Source organism: Burkholderia sp. MSMB1835 (assembly GCF_001526365.1).
GTDB lineage: Bacteria > Pseudomonadota > Gammaproteobacteria > Burkholderiales > Burkholderiaceae > Burkholderia.
Genome location: NZ_LOYP01000052.1, coordinates 210,559 through 229,147 on the forward strand (window position 1 = coordinate 210,559; position 18,589 = coordinate 229,147).

Annotated in this window: 14 protein-coding genes; 5 read left to right on the plus strand and 9 right to left on the minus strand. The window is 67.7% G+C overall.

Annotated elements, in window-relative coordinates; all coding sequences use genetic code 11:
* Positions 1–38: 38 nt before the first annotated feature.
* Both ddpX and sapR read right to left on the minus strand, forming a co-directional pair.
* The gene (gene ddpX / locus WS96_RS25030) at positions 39–602 is read right to left on the minus strand and encodes a D-alanyl-D-alanine dipeptidase (protein WP_059836187.1); all 564 of its coding nucleotides are present in this window, start codon (positions 600–602) and stop codon (positions 39–41) included.
* 17 nt (positions 603–619) lie between these two features.
* Positions 620–1,504, minus strand: a complete 885-nt coding sequence (gene sapR, locus WS96_RS25035) for a sap1 transcriptional regulator SapR (protein ID WP_059836189.1) — start codon at positions 1,502–1,504, stop codon at positions 620–622.
* A gap of 247 nt (positions 1,505–1,751) precedes the next feature.
* Between sapR and WS96_RS25040 the strand changes: the two genes are divergently transcribed.
* The 4 genes from WS96_RS25040 to WS96_RS25055 all read left to right on the plus strand — a co-directional run bounded on the left by WS96_RS25040 (position 1,752) and on the right by WS96_RS25055 (position 6,412).
* Positions 1,752–2,000, plus strand: a complete 249-nt coding sequence (locus tag WS96_RS25040) for a helix-turn-helix domain-containing protein (protein ID WP_034204664.1) — start codon at positions 1,752–1,754, stop codon at positions 1,998–2,000.
* A gap of 3 nt (positions 2,001–2,003) precedes the next feature.
* Complete coding sequence (locus tag WS96_RS25045; protein ID WP_059836192.1) at positions 2,004–3,338, plus strand: type II toxin-antitoxin system HipA family toxin; 1,335 nt, start codon at positions 2,004–2,006, stop codon at positions 3,336–3,338.
* 416 nt (positions 3,339–3,754) lie between these two features.
* Positions 3,755–5,011: an oxalate decarboxylase family bicupin gene (locus WS96_RS25050; protein WP_059836194.1), complete on the plus strand. Its 1,257-nt coding sequence runs from the start codon at positions 3,755–3,757 to the stop codon at positions 5,009–5,011.
* Positions 5,012–5,104: 93 nt separating this feature from the next.
* On the plus strand, positions 5,105–6,412 hold the full coding sequence (locus WS96_RS25055; RefSeq protein WP_059836196.1) for an Nramp family divalent metal transporter: 1,308 nt from the start codon (positions 5,105–5,107) through the stop codon (positions 6,410–6,412).
* 18 nt (positions 6,413–6,430) lie between these two features.
* Here WS96_RS25055 and WS96_RS25060 read toward each other — a convergent pair whose 3' ends face one another.
* The 5 genes from WS96_RS25060 to WS96_RS25080 form a co-directional block, all read right to left on the minus strand.
* Entirely contained in the window at positions 6,431–7,684 is a 1,254-nt protein-coding gene (locus WS96_RS25060) for a hypothetical protein (RefSeq protein WP_059836198.1), read from the minus strand.
* A gap of 146 nt (positions 7,685–7,830) precedes the next feature.
* Complete coding sequence (locus WS96_RS25065) at positions 7,831–9,420, minus strand: ABC transporter substrate-binding protein (RefSeq protein ID WP_034204669.1); 1,590 nt, start codon at positions 9,418–9,420, stop codon at positions 7,831–7,833.
* 123 nt (positions 9,421–9,543) lie between these two features.
* On the minus strand, positions 9,544–9,876 hold the full coding sequence (locus tag WS96_RS25070) for a hypothetical protein (protein ID WP_059836200.1): 333 nt from the start codon (positions 9,874–9,876) through the stop codon (positions 9,544–9,546).
* A gap of 280 nt (positions 9,877–10,156) precedes the next feature.
* Positions 10,157–11,716 carry a DHA2 family efflux MFS transporter permease subunit gene (locus WS96_RS25075; protein ID WP_059836202.1) on the minus strand — a complete coding sequence of 520 codons (1,560 nt, stop codon included), beginning with the start codon at positions 11,714–11,716 and terminating at the stop codon, positions 10,157–10,159.
* A gap of 380 nt (positions 11,717–12,096) precedes the next feature.
* The gene (locus WS96_RS25080; protein ID WP_059836204.1) at positions 12,097–12,999 is read right to left on the minus strand and encodes a LysR family transcriptional regulator; all 903 of its coding nucleotides are present in this window, start codon (positions 12,997–12,999) and stop codon (positions 12,097–12,099) included.
* A 146-nt stretch (positions 13,000–13,145) separates the two neighbouring features.
* Between WS96_RS25080 and WS96_RS25085 the strand changes: the two genes are divergently transcribed.
* On the plus strand, positions 13,146–15,185 hold the full coding sequence (locus tag WS96_RS25085; RefSeq protein ID WP_059836206.1) for an FUSC family protein: 2,040 nt from the start codon (positions 13,146–13,148) through the stop codon (positions 15,183–15,185).
* A gap of 4 nt (positions 15,186–15,189) precedes the next feature.
* On the opposite strand, the gene WS96_RS25090 is transcribed toward WS96_RS25085, so the two are convergent.
* Together WS96_RS25090 and WS96_RS25095 are read right to left on the minus strand one after the other, a co-directional pair.
* Positions 15,190–16,110 (minus strand): bestrophin family protein, encoded by a 921-nt coding sequence (locus tag WS96_RS25090; RefSeq protein WP_059836208.1) that lies wholly within the window; start codon positions 16,108–16,110, stop codon positions 15,190–15,192.
* 12 nt (positions 16,111–16,122) lie between these two features.
* Entirely contained in the window at positions 16,123–18,447 is a 2,325-nt protein-coding gene (locus tag WS96_RS25095; protein WP_059836210.1) for an FdhF/YdeP family oxidoreductase, read from the minus strand.
* Positions 18,448–18,589: the final 142 nt, after the last annotated feature.

An 18,589-nucleotide genomic window follows, 5' to 3' on the forward strand; every position in this document is an offset into this window, starting at 1 on the left:
CGGTGAACGTGAACGGAAAAGGGGGGCGTGTTTCGTCGTTACATCAGGCGCCACGGGCCGCTCGCCGCGTTGTCGATCTGCGGCAACGCGCGCGAGCCGGGCAGCTCGTAGTGCCACCATTCGCTGTCGATGTGCGCGAAGCCGGCCGCGTGCATCACGCCGAGCAGCAGCAGGCGGTTGCGTTGCACGTGCTCGGGCAGTCCCGCATGAAAGTGGCCCGATGCGGCGACCATCTCGTCGAAGCCGGTGCCCATGTCGAGCGGCGCGCCGTTCGCGCCGACGAGCGTCAGGTCGAGCGCGGTGCCGCGGCTGTGATTCGAGCCGCGGCCGAGATCGGCGACGAAGTTCGGATCGGGCAGGAAATCCCACAGCACCTGCTGCGCCTGCGGCGGCCGGTAGGCGTCGTAGATGCGCAGCGTGAAGCCGGCCTGCGCGGCGACGTCGACCGCGCGGCGCAATGCGGCTTCGGCCGGCTCGAGCAGCAGACAGTGCGCGTTGCGGTAGATCGGCTTGCCGGTCAGATTGCGCTCGGTCGCATAGACGAGATCGATATCGACGCGATGCGTGGCGGGCGTGATTTCGACGAGGCGGTGATCGTTCATCGGCAGGGTGGGCTCGCTCATGATTCGAATTGGTCGAACGTGCGCTGCAGTTCGCGGTTGCGCGCGACGCGCCGGTCGATCGCGGGGCCGAGGCGGTCGACCACGGCGGTGATCAGCAGGTTGAACAGACAGGTGAGCGGTGCGAGCGAATCCCAGAACTGGCCGACGTCGGTTTTCACCTGCAGCAGGTCGGCCGGCCATTCGCGCGCCCACGGGCACGACAGATCGGTGACCAGCGCGAACGGCTGGCCGAGCTCGGCGGCCGCCTGGCAATAGCGGCGCGCGCTGCGCGAATACGCGCGCGTATCGGTGACGACGCAGTACGGCCGCTCGAATTCGGAGTTCAGCGAATCGACGTACGAGCCCGACTGGCCGTCGGAATAGAACACGCGCGGGCGCAGGTATTCGAGGTAGCTGCTGAATGCGTTGCTGATGCCGCGCGTCGACTGGATGCCGAGGATGAACACGGCGTCGGCCTGTGCGATGCGGTCGGCGACCTGCGCGAACACCGGGCCTTCGGCCAGGCGGTACACGTGGCGGATCGCATCGAGCTCGCGCTCGAGCGACGACGCGAGCGGGCTGTCACTCCCGGTGCCGCGGTTGCGTTCGGCCGGCTGCGTGCCCGCGACGCGGCGGTATTCGTCGAGCCGGTCGGTGATCATCCACGGACGATCGCCGCCGCCGCGCAGTTCGCGTTTCAGGTCGTCGAGATTGCGGTAGCCGACGCTGCGAAGAAAGCGTCCGACCGAGATGCCGCTGGTGCCGGCCTGCTGCGCGATCTGGTCGGCCGTCTCGAGCCCGAGCCGGTCGAGGTTCGCGAGCATGTAGCTCGCGATGCGCTTGGCCGTCGGCGTCAGCTCGGCAAAGCGGGATTCGACGGTACGGGCGAACGCGCAAGTCATCGGATGTTAGATCGTTGTCGTCTGGTGAGCGAATGTCATCCATCTAACAAAGCCAAAATCATTCGCGCCAGCGGATAAAAACTATGGTGTGAGGATGACTGATAGGGTCGGTCCAAAAGCGGGATGTCGGCGCGTAGGCCGCTTTTTATGCCTGTCATGCATATTTTGCGTTTATGCATGTGAGGAATAATTTGCGTTTATGCCTGTCAGGAATATACTGCGCATATTGCCTACAGGAATACGCGCCGTGAATTTCATCGTCAATACGCCCGCGCAACTGGGCGAAATCCTGTCTTCGGCGCGTCAGGCCAAGGGCCTGACGCAAGCCGAAGCGGCCGTGCGAATCGGGGTGGGCCAGTCGCGGCTGTCGCTGCTCGAAACCACGCGTACCGAAAGCCTGTCGCTCAGGCAATTGCTGGAGTTGACCGCGCTGTACGGGCTCGAACTCAGCATTCGCACCAAGGACGGGCGCGACGCCGCCGCCGCCGAGTGGTAAGCGATGGGCCGCAAATCGCACACGCGCGCGCTGTCGATCTGGGCGAACGGCCAGAGGGTCGGCACATGGCGGATTCCCGTGCGCGGCGACATGGAACTGCTGTACGACGCCGGCTGGAAGCAGTCGGCCGTCGGCCGCCCGTTGTCGCTGTCGCTGCCGTTCGGTGTCGGCGATGCCCCGTTGCGTGGCGAACGCGTCAATCATTACTTCGACAACCTGCTTCCGGACAGCGACGCCATTCGGCGCCGATTGGCCGCTAGGTTCGGCACGCCGACGACCGAGCCGTTCGATCTGCTTGCCGCGCTCGGTCGCGATTGCGTCGGGGCGGTGCAATTGCTCGGCGAAGACGATGCGCCAGCCGGCCTCGATCGCATCGACGGCACGCCGCTGTCGGACGAGGACGTCGCCCGCGTGCTCGATCAGGCGAGCGGTGTGGCGACGGCGGGCGAAGACGACGACGATTTCCGGCTGTCGCTCGCCGGTGCGCAGGAAAAGACCGCACTGCTGTTTCACGACGGGCGCTGGATGCGCCCGCACGGCGCCACGCCGACGACGCATATTCTCAAGTTGCCGCTCGGGCTGGTCGGCAACAAGCGGGCCGATCTCACGGCCTCCGTCGAGAACGAGTGGCTGTGTCTCGCGATCCTGCGCGCGTTCGGGCTGCCGGCGGCGCGTGCTGAAATCGTGCGTTTCGGCGCGCACAAGGTACTGTCGGTCGAACGGTTCGATCGGGTGTTGCATCGCGACGGCGGGTGGCTGTTGCGCTTGCCGCAGGAAGATTTCTGCCAGGCGCTCGGCGTGCCGCCTCACCTGAAGTACGAGTCGCAGGGCGGCCCCGGCGTACCCGATCTGGCCGGCCTGCTGCGCCGTTCGGAGACGGCGCGCGAGGATCTCGACACGCTGTTCGCCGCCCTGATCGTGTTCTGGATGCTCGCTGCACCGGACGGGCATGCGAAGAATTTCAGCCTGCGGCTGCTGCCGGGCGGCCGTTTCCGCCTCACGCCGCTCTACGACGTGATGTCGATCTGGCCGGTCGAAGGCGATGGCGCGAATCAGTGGTCGTGGCACAAGGCGAAGCTCGCGATGGCCGTGCACGGCAAGCGCAAGCACTATGCGATGCGCGATATCACGCGACGGCACTTTACCGCGATGGCCGAATATTGCCTGCTCGGCGATATCGCGACGCCGATCGTCGAACGGCTCGTCGCCGCGACGCCGAACGTGATCGAGTCGGTCGGCGCGGCACTGCCTCCCGGTTTTCCGGCCAGGGTCGCGGAGCGCATCCTGGGCGGATTGCAGTTCGCCGCGCAGCGGCTCGCCGACATGCCGCGGGAGTAAGCCGCGCCCGACGCGGCCCGGTTAGCCGGTGGTCGACGGATCGGCGTTCACCCGTTTTCCGTTTTTCACGATCGGTTCTCCGAATCGGCTGCATCGCATCGGCGATGGCACGTGGCGCGCCTCGATCGCTTCCGGTCGCCATGCGCGACGTCACGACCTGCCGCGGTCGTATTTCCGCATTCACCGCACCTGACCGATTCGCCGACATCCGCCGCCACCCGGCGTCCCTCCGCACCGCAATAATTACAAAATTAAAGTCGATCAGATTAAATCATTAATTCAGGTTAATAATTCATTTAAGTTTTTTCGTGATTTGGATTTAACTTGCGTCACGGGATGTTTGATTTTCGATAATCCGAAAACGGCAAGTATTCCGTAACTGGAATTCTCTTGATCGCAAGAATGAAGAGGAAATCATGACGAATCTTTCTCGACGCAAAATGCTGGCAAGTACGGCCGGCGCCATTGCCGCCGCGGGCATCGCGGTATCGGCCAAGGCCGCCTCGTTCGGCAATCCGGACAGTCCGCCGGAAGGCGCGGTGAATGCGCGCAATCGCCAGAGCCTGACCGACCCGGGGCCTAAAAATCCGGCCATCGCCAATCAATTTCCATCTTTTCAGGATCCGCCGGCCACCGATATCAACGGGATGCCGTTATTCTGGGCGTCTTTCAATAATGCCCATAAACGCATTCAAAATGGCGGCTGGGCGCGCGAAGTGACGCAGGACGATTTCGCGATTTCCGAAACCATTTCCGGCGTCAACATGCGGCTGACGCGCGGCGGCATTCGCGAGATGCACTGGCACCAGCAGGCCGAGTGGGCCATCATGCTCGACGGCCGCTGCCGGATCACGGTGCTCGACGAGCTCGGCCGGCCGTCGGTGCAGGACGTCAAGACCGGCGATCTCTGGTATTTCCCGCCCGGCCTGCCGCATTCGCTGCAGGGCCTCGGCAGCGACGGCGCCGAATTCCTGCTCGCATTCGATAACGGCCGCGCATCGGAATTCAACACGCTGTTGCTGACCGACTGGATCGCGCATACGCCGCCCGACGTGCTCGCGCTCAACTTCGGCGTGCCGGCCGATGCGTTCAGGAACGTGCCGCTCGACAACCTGTGGATTTTCCAGGGCGACGAGCCGGGCCCGCTCGCGGACGCGCAGCGCGCGTCGGCCGCGTCGGCCGGTGTGCCGCCGCATCCGTTCGTCTTTTCGCTCGGCGACATGAAGCCGGTCAGGAAGACGCGCGGCGGCGAGGTGCGGATCGCGGACAGCACCAACTTCAACGTGTCGACGACCGTCGCGGCGGCGCTCGTCACCGTGCATCCGGGCGGCATGCGCGAGCTGCACTGGCACCCGAACGCCGACGAATGGCAGTACTACCTGCAAGGCGAGGCGCGGATGACGGTGTTCGACACGGGGCCGAAGGCGCAGACGGCCGACTTCCGCGCGGGCGACGTCGGCTATGTGAAGAAGAGCCTCGGTCACTACGTGCAGAACACCGGCCGGACCGACCTCGTGTTCCTCGAGATCTTCAAGACCGACCGCTATGCGGAGGTGTCGTTGTCCGACTGGCTCGCGCATACGCCGCCGAAGCTCGTCGAAGCGCACCTGAACGTCGCGCCGGACGTGATCGCGCAGTTTCCGCGCAATCGTCCCGACGTCGTGCCGCTGTAACGCCGCCATCGTCCTGCCATGGCCGGCACGCGGCAGGCCGGCCGCGGCACGTGCGCCCGAATCGGTCTTACTCATTCGAACGGAAACTCCACCATGCTTCCCGTCCCGAGCAAACCTGCCGGCGGCTTCGCGCTGCCGGGCCGCTCCACCGAGCACACCGACGGCGCGGCGCGCGCCGCGCTGGAAGGGCGCCGCACCGGCGTCGCCGCGCTGCTGCCGTTCGTCGGCCCGGCCGTGATCGCGTCGATCGGCTACATGGACCCCGGCAACTTCGCGACCAACATCCAGGCCGGCGCCGCGTACGGCTACCGGCTGTTGTGGGTCGTGCTGGCCGCGAACGCGATCGCGATGCTGTTCCAGGCGATGTCGGCGAAGCTCGGCATCGTGACCGGCCGCAACCTCGCCGAACTGTGTCGCGACCGCTTTCCCGCGCCGGTCGTGTGGGCCATGTGGATCGCATCCGAGATCGCCGCGATGGCGACCGACCTCGCCGAATTCCTCGGCGGCGCGCTCGCGTTCGGGCTGTTGTGCCACCTGTCGCTGTTCGCGGGGATGGTCGCGACCGCGTTCGCGACCTGCGCGATCCTCGCGCTCGAAAGACGCGGCTTCCGGCCGCTCGAAGCGGCGATCGCGGCGCTGGTCGGCGTGATCGGCGCGTGTTATCTCGGCGAGTTGCTGATCGCGCCGCAGGACTGGCGTGCGGCCGCGTTCCACCTGGTGGTCCCGCAGATTCCGGATCATGCGGCGCTGACGATTGCAGTCGGGATCATCGGCGCGACGATCATGCCGCACACGCTGTATCTGCATTCGGGCCTCACGCAGGATCGCACCGCGCCGCGCGACGACGCGCAGCGGCGGCGGCTCGTGCGTTTCTCGAACCGGGAGGTCGTGATCGCGCTCGGGCTCGCCGGATTCGTGAATCTCGCGATGGTGATGATGGCGTCGTCGGCGTTCCACGTGGCCGCGCCGGGCATGACCGACATCGGCGACGCCTATCACACGCTGGTCCCGGTGCTCGGGCCGGCGGCCGGCGCGCTGTTTCTCGTCGCGCTGCTGACGTCGGGCGTATCGAGCTCGGTGGTCGGCACGATGGCCGGGCAGGTCGTGATGCAGGGCTTCATCCACCGCCGCATGCCGATCTGGGTGCGGCGCGCGGTGACGATCGCGCCCGCGTTCGTGGTGGTCGCGCTCGGCTGCGACGTCACGCGGGCGATGGTGGCGAGCCAGGTCGTGCTGAGCTTCGTGCTGCCGATGCCGATGATCGCGCTGCTGATGCTGTCGGCGCGCAAGGACGTGATGGGCGCTTACGCGATGCGGATGCCGCTGCGAATCGTCGCCGGCGCGGCGACGGTCGTGATCGTCGCGCTGAATGCGTACCTGGTCTGGGCGGCGTTCGATTGAACGCGTGCGGACGGGCGCTTACTGCTGCATGTCCGGCGCTTCGCGCAGCCGCCAGATCGCGTTGCACTGCTGGCCGCCGAGGCTCGTTGCGCGCAGCGTGACGACGGCGCCGGCCGCTATCCGGTACCAGAAATGCGCCATCAGTTCGGTGCCTTTGCGCTGCGGGTGGCCGTCGACCCGCACCTCGCACAGCAGCGGCGACGGCGAGCCGGACGGGTGCGTGACATAGACGTTCAGCCGTGCGATGTCGCGGGTCGCGGCGAACACGATTTCATGGTTTCCGCTGCCGACGAGCATCGTGCCGCCCGGTTCGTCGATCGCCTGCAGGTAGGCGCCCGCGCTCGTCTCGAGCGCCGCGGACGCAACGGTCAGCCCGGCCGACTGCACGTAATCCGCCGCCGCGATGCGTGCGGCGAGCGCATCGGACGGGGCCGGCGTGCCGTCCGACAGCGCGAACGGCGTGCCGTCGCGCAGCGCGGCGTCGGCGTGGTTCGTGTAGTAGCGCCACCGGTCGAGGAAGCGGATGTCGCCGGTCATGTGCAGCGCGCGGATCGGCTCGCCGTGATGCCTGAGCGTCGTCTTGCCGCTGCCCGCATCGAACGATTCGTGAATGCCGTACTTGCTGACGAAGTTCTGGACCGGGTCGAGCAGCGCCGTTTCGCCTTGCGCGCTCCACAGATGCAGGAACGTCGTATCGAGGCCGAAGCATTCCTGGAAATCGGTGCCGATGCGGGCGATGCAGTCGCGCAGGTGGTCGGCATAACGCGCCCACGCGTCGGCGGTGCCGGCGACGAGCCCGGCCTGCAGCGCACCGCCGTGGCGCGCATTGACTTCGTCGACGACGAGGCGCCAGTGATGGTCGCGCCGCTCGCCGATCAGCGGCGTGACGACGAACGTGCAGAACAGCGGGTCGGGGCACACGTGGATGCGGTCGTCGCCGATCCGCGAGAACAGGTCGAACTGCGGCGCGCAGAACCAGATGTCCGCGTCGTACAGCGCGAGCTTGCGGATCTGCGGATGGCGCGCGCAATACCCGGCGGCCTCGATGAAGCGGCCGACCGGCAGCGCATAGGCGCTCGACGCGTCGATCACGTCGACCGACTGGCTCGCGAGAATCTGCCGCTTGCGCTCGGACAGCCCGTAGCCGATCACCGCGATCCGCCCGTCGTAGCCGGCGTGCCGCAGCGACAGCAGGAACGGCACGAGCATTTCGTACCACGCGCGGTTGTTGTCGTTGATCGCCACGCACACTGCGTGCTCGCTCGAATGCATGTTCTCGTCCCGTTACGTGTGCCCAGCGCGGTATCCGCGCGATGCAGGTCATTGTAGATCGCCGCCGCCGCACGGGCCGGCGCCGGCCCTGCGGCCCGCGGCGATTACCTGTACGGCGGTGTGGCCGCGCGTGCAGGCGGCCGCGATTATTTCGCGAGCGTGCGGTATGACACGAGGTCGTTGATCGGCCCGATTTCCGGTCCGGTCGCGCCGGGGCGCGTGGCGACCTGCACGACCTTCTCGAACATGATGATGAACGGCGAGTTCGCGAGCACGGCCTTCTGCAGCGCCTCGTAACGCTGCGCGCGCTTCGCGGGCGACGGCTCGACGAGCGCGGCCTCGGTGTCCTTCGTCAGTTGCGGAATGTCCCAGCCGTTGCGCCACGCGAGCATCTTGGTCGGCGACTGGTCCGAGTTGTCCGGATTCCACGCGAAACCGCGCGCGTTGCTGTTCGGGTCCATGTAGTCGGGCGACCATTCGCCGATGAAGATGTCGTGCTGGCGCGCGCGGTACTTGCCGATCGCCTGCTTCGCGTCGCCGGGGATCAGCTTCACGCGGATGCCGCCCTGCGCGAAGTTCGCCTGCAGCGCCTGCGCGATCTCGAGGTACGGATAGTCGTTCGGCATGTCCATCGTCACGTCGAAACCGTTCGGCAAGCCGGCCTTCGCGAGCAACGCCTTCGCCTTCGCGACGTCCTGCTTGTAGGGCCGCGCGTTCGACGCGCCGAGGAAGCCCTCGGGCAGGAAGGTCTGATGCACCTTGTAGGTCGTGCTGACGATGTTGCGCTGGATGCCGTCGTAATCGACGAGCCACTTCATCGCCTGCTGGACCTCGGGCTTCGCGAGGTTCGGGTTCTTCGTGTTCAGGCTCAGGTACAGCAGGGCCGACACCGGCCACGACGCGACCTTGATCTTGCCGGCCTTCGACAGCGCGGCGAGGCTGTCGGGGCTCAGGTTGCGCGCGGCGTCGGCGTCGCCGTTCTCCAGCAGCAGCCGTTGCGCGGACGCTTCGGGCACGTGACGCAGCACGACGCGTTTCATCGGGTACGGCGTGCGGTATTTGTCGAAGCGCTGCAGCACGATGGATTCGTTCGGCGTCCACTTGACGAGCTGGTACGGGCCCGAGCCCGCGTCGTTGGTGCGCAGCCAGCCGCTGCCGAAATCGTTGCCTTGCTGGTGCGACAGCAGCAGCTTCTTGTCGAACACCGATGCCGGGCACGCGCTCAGCACGTTGAGCACGAAGCTCGGCGCGTACTTGCGGTCGGTTTCGAGCACGACGGTCTGCGGATCGATCGCACGCACCTTCTGCATCACGTTCGCCTTGGTGAGGCCGAGATCGGCGAGCACGCCGGCCGGCCCCTTGTCGAGCAGGATGGTGCGCTGCAGCGACCACGCGACGTCGTCGGCGGTGACCGGGTTGCCGGAGTGGAACGTGAGGCCCGGGCGCAGCTTGAACGTGTAGGTCACGCCGTCGGCGCCGACCGTCCACGATTGCGCGATCTGTCCGTCGAAGCGCGTCGGGTCCTTCAGGTCGACGCGCACCAGCCGCTCGTAGGTGTTCGCGACGTATTCGGACGGCACCAGCTCGTAGATCCCGCTCGGGTCGAGGGTCGTGAATTCGCCGAGTTGCGTGGCGACGACGAAGATGCCGGGCGGCGTGGCAGCCTGCGCCGGCAGCGCCGGAACAAGCGCGACGAGCGCGGCGCTGACGAACAGCCGGGACAGCAGGTGCTTCATTCGGGCTCCATCGAAAAGGAATCGTGGTGCGATTCTCTCATCGACGGGCACCCGGATGAAAATATTCGGCAGGCGCGCCGGTTGGCGCGTCGCGACGGGCCGGGCGGCCCGCGCGGGAGGGCGTCAGATCGCGCAGCGCGCGACCGCGAAGCGCATCGCTTCCTCGGCCGGCTCGCTGCCCGAGCCGCGCACGACCTTGATCACCGAGCCGTTGCCCGACGGCGTCAGCGTGACGAAGTACGAATTCGAGCCGACGGCGATGTCGGTCACGCCGTTGTGCTGCGATTGTTCGGTGCCCGACAGGCGGCTGTCGAGGCAGTTCGCGATCGCGTAGGCCGGGCGTTGCGACGACACGTAGATCATCGGTGCCGTACCCGAGCCGGCCGAGTCGGACGACGGAGCGGAACCGCAGGCGGCGAGCAGGGCGGCGGGAAGGAGCAGCAGGAATCGTTTCATGGTCGGTCGTCGGGGTCTCGTATCGAGGCTGGAGCGCGGGGTGGCGAAACGCGAAGCTTCGCGACGAAACCGCCCGGAATCGGGCCGCTTTTGACGGACGACGATGCAACGGGCGGCTGACGACGGAGTATACCCGCAGCATTCGACACCGTCGGCGCGTTGAAACGATTCGATACAAAGCGCCCGCTGCCGGCCGGGCGCTTGCGTCGGTCGTCGCCGTGATCGGCGCATCGCGCGGCCGTCGCGATGCCGGCGCGCAGTCCGGCGCCGTGCACGCGGATCAATGCGCGCCGGCCGCCGCCGCATCGGCATCGCCGCCGCCCGAGCGCGCCGGTTTCGTGATCCAGATGAGCGGGATGATCGCGATGAAGATGATCGCCGACACGTAGAAGATGTCGTTCAGGCCCATCACGGCCGCCTGCGAATCGACCGACGCATTGAAGAACGCGAGTGCCGAATCGGGGCTCAGGTGCAGCAGCGAACGGCTCGTGTCGAGCTGTTGCGTGAAGACCGGATTGGTGACGCTCGCCTGTTCGGTGAGCCGCACGTGATGCAGGATCGTGCGGTCGTTCCACGCATTGCCGATCAGCGACGTCCCCACCGCTCCGCAGAACGTGCGGCCGAAATTCGACAGGCCGGCCGCGGCCGGAATCTTTTCCGGCGGCAGCCCGGACAGGATGATCGACGTCAGCGGCACGAAGAACATCGCCATCGGAATGCCCTGCAACAGCGTCGGCAGCACGAGATCCCGGCGCGACACGTCGGTATAGAACGTCGTGCGCATCATGAACACGGCCGCGAAGCCGACGAACGCGAGCGTCGCGATATAGCGCGGATCGGTGCGCGGCAGCAGACGCCCCATGACCGGCGTGAGCAGGATTGCGAAGAATCCGAGCGGCGCGGTGGCCAGCCCCGAATCGACCGCGCGGTAGCCGAGATAGCCCTGCATCCATTGCGGCAGCAGCACGAGCGTGCCGAAGAACATCCCGTACGCGACGGAGATCGCGATCGTGCCGCCCGCGAAGTTGCGCTGCGTGAAGAGTCGCAGGTCGACGATCGGGTTGGCTTCGTGCAGCTCCCACACGAGGAAGAACGCGAAGCCGATCAGCGCGACGATGCCCAGCGCGACGACCACCGGCGAGTTGAACCAGTCGAGATCCTTGCCCTTGTCGAGCATGATCTGCAGCGACGCGACCCACAGCACGAGCAGGAGCAGGCCGACCGTGTCGATCGGCATGCGGCGCGTGGCCGATTCGCGATCGCGGAACACGAACCACGTGACGGCGGCCGCGAAGAAGCCGACCGGAATGTTGATGTAGAAGATCCACGACCAGTTGTAGTCGTACGTGATCCAGCCGCCGAGCGACGGCCCCGCGATCGGGCCGACGAGCGCCGTCATCGACCACAGCGCGAGCGCCGTCGACGACTTCTGCCGTGGCCATGCGCCGAGCAGCAGCGCCTGCGACAGCGGCGCGAGCGGCCCCGCGACCGCGCCTTGCAGGATCCGCGCGGCGAGCAGCGTCGGCAGGTTCGGTGCGATTCCGCACAGCCACGACGCGAGCACGAACAGCAGGATCGACGTGACGAACAGGCGCACCTGGCCGAAGCGCTGCGTGAGCCAGCCGGTCAGCGGAATCGACACCGCGTTGGCCGCCGCGAAGATCGTGATCACCCACGTGCCTTCGTCGACCGACACGCCGAGGTCGCCCGAGATCGTCGGGATCGCGACGTTCGCGATCGACGAGTCGAGCACGTTCATGAACATCGCCAGCGATACCGCGATCGTGCCGATGACGAGCCGGCCGCCCGACAGCGGGCCTGAAGACGAGGGAGAGGACATGGCGTTCCTGCGTAATGGACGAAGGCCGAACGCCGCGCCCGCACGCGACGCGCCGGCGTGCGGCGAAGCGCGGAACGGACGGACGCACGCGCGCCGCACGGCGGCCCGACGAGCGGTGCCGTCGCGTGCGGTGGTCGGTTCGATCGGTGAATCGGAATGGCGAAGCCGGGGCGGGCGTCGCGGGGCGGGCTGTCGCCGGTCAGGAGGGCGCGACGCGCGTGACGCGTCGGCGGGCAGCGGGCACGTGGCTGCCGTAGCGGGTGTGGTCGTTTTTCATCGCCACAGGCTAACGATGCGGCGCACGACGATCAACGCTTGCGCGCTCATTAATTCCTTTCCTGCACCGCAATAATGTAGCCGCCGTGCATCGATTGCCGGCCCTACGGCATGGTCCGCCACGCCGTGAAGACTTCGGTCAGGAACTCGACGAATGCGCGCACCTTGCTGTCGAGCGTCGCGCGTTTCGGGTAGAGCGCGTGCAGCTCGACGTCGTCGGTGCGATGCCAGTCGGGCAGCACGATTTCGAGTTCGTTGCTCTCGATCCGCCGTGTGGTGAAGTGGGTCGAAATCAGCGCGATGCCGCCGCCGCTCGCGGCCTGGCGCAGCACCGTGACCGATTCGTTCGAGATCAGCACGGGCCGCACCGGCACGTCGGCGACGTCGCCGGCCGCGTTGGTGAGGCGCAGCGTCAGGCCGGGCGCGTCGCGGCCGACGAACAGGATGTCGTGATCGGCGAGATCCTGCGGCGTGTGCGGCCGGCCGGCGCGGTCGAGATAGTGCGGGCTGGCCGCGAGCTTCGCGTGCGACCAGCCGAGCGAGCGCGCGACATAGCCGGAATCGGTCAGCACGCCGGTGCGCAGCGCGACGTCGAAGCCGTGTTCGACGAGGTCGAGCGCGCTGTTGTCGTAGATCAGCACGAGCTGGACCAGCGGGTAGCGCCGGCGAAACTCGGCGAGCGCCGGTTCCAGTTCGAACAGGCCGATCGCGTAAGGCACCAGCACGCGCAGCGTGCCTTCGGGTTCCGTGCGCAGCGCGCGCACCTGACGATCCGCGTCGAGCAGGATCTCCTCGGCGCGCAGGCAGCGCTCGTAATAGTCGCGGCCGGCTTCGGTGACGGACACGCGGCGCGTCGTGCGGTACAGCAACTGGACGCCGAGGTCGTCCTCGAGCTGCCTGATCTTGCGGCTCGCGCGACTGAGCGGCATGTCGATCTGCGTGGCCGCGGCGGTGAAGCTGCCGCGTTCCACCACGCGCAGGAATATCCGGATGCTCTCGAGGTCCATGCGGTTCGTTTCGGTGTTTGGCCTGCGTGCATCTTACCGTCGCGGGCCGGAACGTTGCGGATCGAGCCGATTATCCTGCCCGGCGCAATAACGCATCCTGCCCGCGCCCCGTAGTGGCGGCTGCCGCGCGACCGTATGCTCGCCGGATGAAATTCGCTTTCCCCAGCATGCCGCCGCTCGCGGCCGTCCGGGCCGCGCTGCGCGACGCGCGTCCGACGCTGCCGCCCGGCGCGCTTGCATTCACACTCCGCAATACGGCCGCGTCGTTGACCGCGCTCTATATCGCGTTCCGGATGAATCTCGACGATCCGATATGGGCCGCCTCGACCGTGTGGATCGTCGCGCAGGGTAGCCGCGGGATGGGGCTGTCGAAGAGCCAATACCGGATTCTCGGCACCGCGATCGGTGCGGCCGTGGCGCTCGCGCTGACCAGCGCGTTCGCGCAGACGCCTCAGTTGTTCCTGCCCGCGCTCGCCGCGTGGATCGGCCTGTGCGCGGGCATCGCGACGTTCCAGCGGAATTTTCGTGCGTATGCGGCGGTGCTCGCGGGCTATACGGCCGCGATCGTCGCGATGGACGCGGTATCCGCGCCGCTGCATGCGTTCGACATCGCCGTCGCGCGTTTTTTGTACGTGGTGGTCGGCATCCTGTGCGGTGCGCTGTTCGAAACGGTCTTCGCACCCGGCGCGCCGCTGAAGGATGTCCGCACGCGACTCGCGCGCTATCTCGACCGCGCGGTGGCGGTCGGCGCGGGCGCGCTGCGCCGCGAGCCGAACGACGCGGCCGTGCACCGGTTGTTCGCGGACGCGCTCGAACTCGATACGGCGGCCGAATATGCGGCGGCCGGCGCGCCGCCGGTGCGCAACATGATCGGCCATTTGCGCGTGGCGGCGCTCGGCGTGCTCGCCGCGCAGGCCGCGGGGCTGGCGATCCGCGAGCATGCGGCGCGCGGCGGCGATGCGCCGGAGCCGCTCGTCGACGAGGCGGCACGCGTGCTCGACCGGGTCGCCGTATCGGGCGACGCCGGGCACGAGATGGCGGCGCTGCGCGCACGCGTGGACGACGCACTGCGGGTCGAAGCGGCCGCGCCGGCCGGCCCGGACACGTCGCGCCTGCTCACGCTCGATCGGCTGTCGGCGCTGCTCGGCGGCTTCGACCGTGCATTCGCGAGCCAGGCATTGCTCGACCGGCCGGTGCCGCCGCCTGCACGCGTGCGCTATGCGTTCCACCGCGATCCGGTGCTCGCGTGTCACAACGGCGTCCGCGCGTTCGTCGCGGTGCTGGCTGCGTCGGCGATCTGGATCTTCACCGCGTGGCCGGCGGGCGGCGGGTTCGTCGCGATCACGGCCGTGGTGAGCGCGCTGTTCTCGACGCGTCCCAATTCGGTGCGTGCGATCGTCGGTTTCCTGAAAGGCACGGCATGCGCGGCGGTCGCGGGCATCGTCTGCAACTTCATCCTGCTGCCCGCGGTGTCGGGCTTCGAGATGCTGGCCTACATCCTCGGCGTGTTCCTGATCGGCACCGGGCTCGCGATGCGCCATCCGCGCACGGCCGCGATGGGCAGCGCGTTCTCGATCTTCTTCTGGAATTTCACGTCGCCGAACAACACGACGCGGATCGGCGACGCCGCGTTTCTGAACAGCGCGCTCGCGACGCTGCTCGGCATCGCGTTCGGCGCTTTGGTATTCGCGCTGGTGTTTCCCGGCGATCCGGGCACGAGCCGGCGGCGGCTGCATCGCGCGGTGCGCCGCGATCTCGCGCGGCTCGCGCGCGATCCGCGGGCATGGTCGGCGAGCGCATGGCTGAGCCGCACGGCCGACCGTCTCGCACGCGAGCTCGGATTCGCGGGTAGCGTGCCGCAGACGCTGATCGAGCACGACATGCGCGATCTGCTCGCGATCTGGGGAATCGGCGACAGCCTGCTGTCGCTCGCCGAACTGGTCGCGCGCGAGCCGGCCGCGCGCCGCGCGGCGGCGGCGGTGCGTGGGCGCGTCGCACGGGCGGATTTCGCGCGGCTCGAGCAGACGTGCAATGCCGCGGCCGGCCTGTTGCGACGACGCGTGGCCGCGCGCGACGGCGACGCCGCGCATGCGTTGCTGCACGGCGTGGTCCTGCTGCGGCGGATCGCGGATGCGGCCGCCGCGCATGGCGATTTCCTGCGCGGCCGCGGCGATCGAACAGGATGACCGCTCAGGTGAGGCGGTAGGAGGGGCCGGGCGTCACCTCGGCCGGCAGCGGCTCGCGGTTCAGTTCGAGCAGCGTGCGCTCGATCTGCCGCGTCATCGCATCGAGCGCGAGATGATTCGGGCCGTCGCCGAACGGTTCGGCGATCGCATGCGCGATGGCGTCGAGCGCGATCAGCGTATAGGCGACGAAAACTGTCACAAAAGGTGTCGCAGCACCGATCGAATCGACGAGACCGAACGGCAACAACACGCAATACGCGTAGATGGTCCGGTGCAGCAGCACGTCGTATGAAAACGGAATCGGCGTCGACGCGATGCGCTCGCAGCCGCTCACCATCGCGACGAGATCGTCGAGGCGCGCATCGAGCATCCACAGGCGCGTGTCGGCGAGATGGCCCGCATCGGCGCGCGCGGCGAAGGCTTCGCGCAGCGCGTGCACGATGACGATCGGGCGAAACCGGGAAGCGGCGACGCGCGCGTAGGTGGCGCCGTCGAGCAGCGCGCGCAGGTCCGCGGCCGGATCGGTGCCGCGCAGTTGGTGCTTGAGCGCGTAGACGAACGCGACGACCGTGCGCACGAACGCGCGGCGCGAGGCGTCGTCGCGGTCGAGCGCGCCGTAGCAGAGCGCCTGCGACACCAGCGTGCGCGTGGCGGTCAGCACGCCGCCCCACAGCTGCCGGCCTTCGCGATAGCGTTCGTAGCTGGCGTTGTTGCGAAACCCGGCGAAGATCGCGAGCGTCAGGCCGATCAGCGTGAACGGCGTCGGGTTCAGCGGCACCTTCTCGCCCAGCACGCGGCCGCCGCCCCAGACCGCGACGACGCTGATCGCGAGCGTCAGCACGAGCTGCGGCAGGATGGTCGGCAGCACCGAGCCGTTCCAGACGAGCAGCATTCGCAGCCAGTGCTCGCGCGGACGAACGATCATCGTCGCGCTCCGTCAGGCGGCGATCGAGGCCGGCGCGGCCGCGCGATGCAGCAGCACGGGCACCGATTTCGACGTCGGCGTGTTGCACACGTCGCCGACGCTGTCGAGCGGCACGAGCGGGTTGGTTTCCGGGTAGTACGCGCCGATGCAGCCGCGCGGAATGTCGTACTCGACGAGCAGGAAGCCGTCCGCGCGCCGCTCGATGCCGTCGTGCCACACGGTTTCCATGTCGACCCATTCGCCGGCCTTCAGGCCGAGCATCGCGAGATCGTCGCGGTTGACGAACACCACGCGGCGCTGGCCGAACACGCCGCGATAGCGGTCGTCGAGCCCGTAGACGGTCGTGTTGTACTGGTCGTGCGAGCGCGTCGTCATCAGCGTCATCAGCCGGTCGCCGTGCAGCGCGCGGGCGCGCTGGATCGGCGTGTCGGTCGGCAGCGCGTGCGCGATGAAGTTCGCCTTGGCCGTCGGTGTCAGCCATTCGCGGTCGCGCGATGCGACGCGCAGGTGGAAACCGCCGGGCCGTGCGATGCGTGCGTTGTAGTCGTAGAAGCCATCGACGGTCGCCTCGATCGCGTCGCGGATCTTCGCATAGTCGTTCTTGTACGCGAGCCAGTCGATCGTGCCGCTGCCGAACAGCGCGTGGCCCATGTGCGCGACGATCGCGGGCTCCGACATCAGGTTCGGCGAGGCCGGCTTGTTCATCCCGTACGACACGTGGACCATGCTCATCGAATCCTCGACCGTCACGCCTTGCGCGACGTCGTCCTGCAGGTCGATCTCGGTGCGGCCGAGCGTCGGCAGGATCAGCGCGTCGCGGCCGTGGATCAGGTGGCTGCGGTTCAGCTTCGTCGTGATGTGCACGGACAGTGCGCAGCGCCGCATGCCTTCCCACGTGCGCGGCGTGTCGGGCGTCGCCATCGCGAAATTGCCGCCCAGACCGATCAGCACCTTCACACGGCCGTCGAGCATCCCTTCGATCGTCTCGACGACGTCGTAGCCGTGATGGCGCGGCGGTTCGAAATCGAACACGTGGCCGAGCCGGTCGAGGAACGCCTGCGACGGCTTTTCCTCGATGCCGACCGTGCGGTTGCCCTGCACGTTCGAATGGCCGCGCACCGGGCACAGGCCGGCGCCGGGGCGGCCGATGTTGCCGCGCATCAGCATCAGGTTCGTCAGCATCTGCACCGTCGCGACCGAATGCTTGTGCTGCGTGATGCCCATGCCCCACGTCGCGATCACGCGTTCGCTGCGTGCATAGAGCTGCGCGAGCGCGTCGATCTGCTCGTACGGCACGCCGCTTTCGGCCGTCAGCGCGGACCAGCGCTCGGCGCGCAGATCGTCGGCGAACGCGTCGAAACCGGCCGTGTGCTCGCCGATGAACGCGGTGTCGACGACGCGCGGCGCACCGGCGGCACGCGCGGCGTCGTCGAGTTCGAGCACGCGCTTGGCCATCCCCTTGATCAGCGCGAAATCGCCGCCGATCGTCGGCTGGATGAACGTCGATGCGATCTTCGTGCCCGACATCGTCAGCATCTCGAGCGGGCTTTGCGGATCGGCGAAGCGTTCGAGGCCGCGCTCCTTCAGCGGGTTGATCGACACGATCGTCGCGCCGCGCTTCGCGCACTCGCGCAGCTCGCCCATCATCCGCGGATGGTTGGTCGCGGGGTTCTGGCCGAAGATCAGCAGCGTGTCGGCATGCTCGAAATCGTCGAGCGTGACGGTGCCCTTGCCGACGCCGACCGACGCCGGCAGCCCGCGGCTCGTCGCCTCGTGGCACATGTTCGAGCAGTCGGGGGAGTTGTTCGTGCCGTACCGCCGCACGAACAGCTGGTACAGGAACGCGGCTTCGTTGCTGGCGCGGCCGGACGTGTAGAACGCGGCCTGGTTCGGGTCCGGCAGCGCGCGCAGGTGGCGCGCGATCAGCTCGAACGCGTCGTCCCACGCGATCGGCACGTAGCGGTCGGTCTGCGCGTCGTACACCATCGGGTCGGTGAGCCGCCCGTGCTGCTCGAGCTCGAAATCCGACTGTTCGAGCAGTTCGGTCACCGTGTGCGCGGCGAAGAACGCCGGCGTCACGCGCTTGCTCGTCGCCTCCGCCGCCACGGCCTTCACGCCGTTCTCGCAGAATTCGAACGTCGATGCGTGCTGGCGGTCGGGCCACGCACAGCCCGGGCAGTCGAAGCCGTCCGGCTGGTTCTGGCGCAGCAGCGTGCGGTAGTTGCCGCCGGCGACCTTTTCCTTGATCAGGTTGATCGTGACGGCTTTCAGCGCGCCCCAGCCAGCGGCCGGATGGGTATACGGTTCGATGCGCGCGGTGGCGGATTTCTTTTTCATGATGCGGGTGTCGGGGTCGATGCGTGCAGAGTACGCGCGGCGCCCGTGCCGCTGTGTGTACACCTGTTCACTTCAAAAAAGAGTACAGTTTCGGCCATCCATACCATGCGGATCGCAACTGTGTTGCTGAAGGGAAGCTGAA

Bases quoted from the DNA above. Each gene is read 5' to 3' on its own strand.
- ddpX (WP_059836187.1), bottom strand. From the start codon at position 602: ATGAACGATCACCGCCTCGTCGAAATCACGCCCGCCACGCATCGCGTC.
- sapR (WP_059836189.1), bottom strand. From the start codon at position 1,504: ATGACTTGCGCGTTCGCCCGTACCGTCGAATCCCGCTTTGCCGAGCTG.
- WS96_RS25045 (WP_059836192.1), top strand. From the start codon at position 2,004: ATGGGCCGCAAATCGCACACGCGCGCGCTGTCGATCTGGGCGAACGGC.
- WS96_RS25050 (WP_059836194.1), top strand. From the start codon at position 3,755: ATGACGAATCTTTCTCGACGCAAAATGCTGGCAAGTACGGCCGGCGCC.
- WS96_RS25055 (WP_059836196.1), top strand. From the start codon at position 5,105: ATGCTTCCCGTCCCGAGCAAACCTGCCGGCGGCTTCGCGCTGCCGGGC.
- WS96_RS25060 (WP_059836198.1), bottom strand. From the start codon at position 7,684: ATGCATTCGAGCGAGCACGCAGTGTGCGTGGCGATCAACGACAACAAC.
- WS96_RS25065 (WP_034204669.1), bottom strand. From the start codon at position 9,420: ATGAAGCACCTGCTGTCCCGGCTGTTCGTCAGCGCCGCGCTCGTCGCG.
- WS96_RS25070 (WP_059836200.1), bottom strand. From the start codon at position 9,876: ATGAAACGATTCCTGCTGCTCCTTCCCGCCGCCCTGCTCGCCGCCTGC.
- WS96_RS25075 (WP_059836202.1), bottom strand. From the start codon at position 11,716: ATGTCCTCTCCCTCGTCTTCAGGCCCGCTGTCGGGCGGCCGGCTCGTC.
- WS96_RS25080 (WP_059836204.1), bottom strand. From the start codon at position 12,999: ATGGACCTCGAGAGCATCCGGATATTCCTGCGCGTGGTGGAACGCGGC.
- WS96_RS25085 (WP_059836206.1), top strand. From the start codon at position 13,146: ATGAAATTCGCTTTCCCCAGCATGCCGCCGCTCGCGGCCGTCCGGGCC.
- WS96_RS25090 (WP_059836208.1), bottom strand. From the start codon at position 16,110: ATGATCGTTCGTCCGCGCGAGCACTGGCTGCGAATGCTGCTCGTCTGG.
- WS96_RS25095 (WP_059836210.1), bottom strand. From the start codon at position 18,447: ATGAAAAAGAAATCCGCCACCGCGCGCATCGAACCGTATACCCATCCG.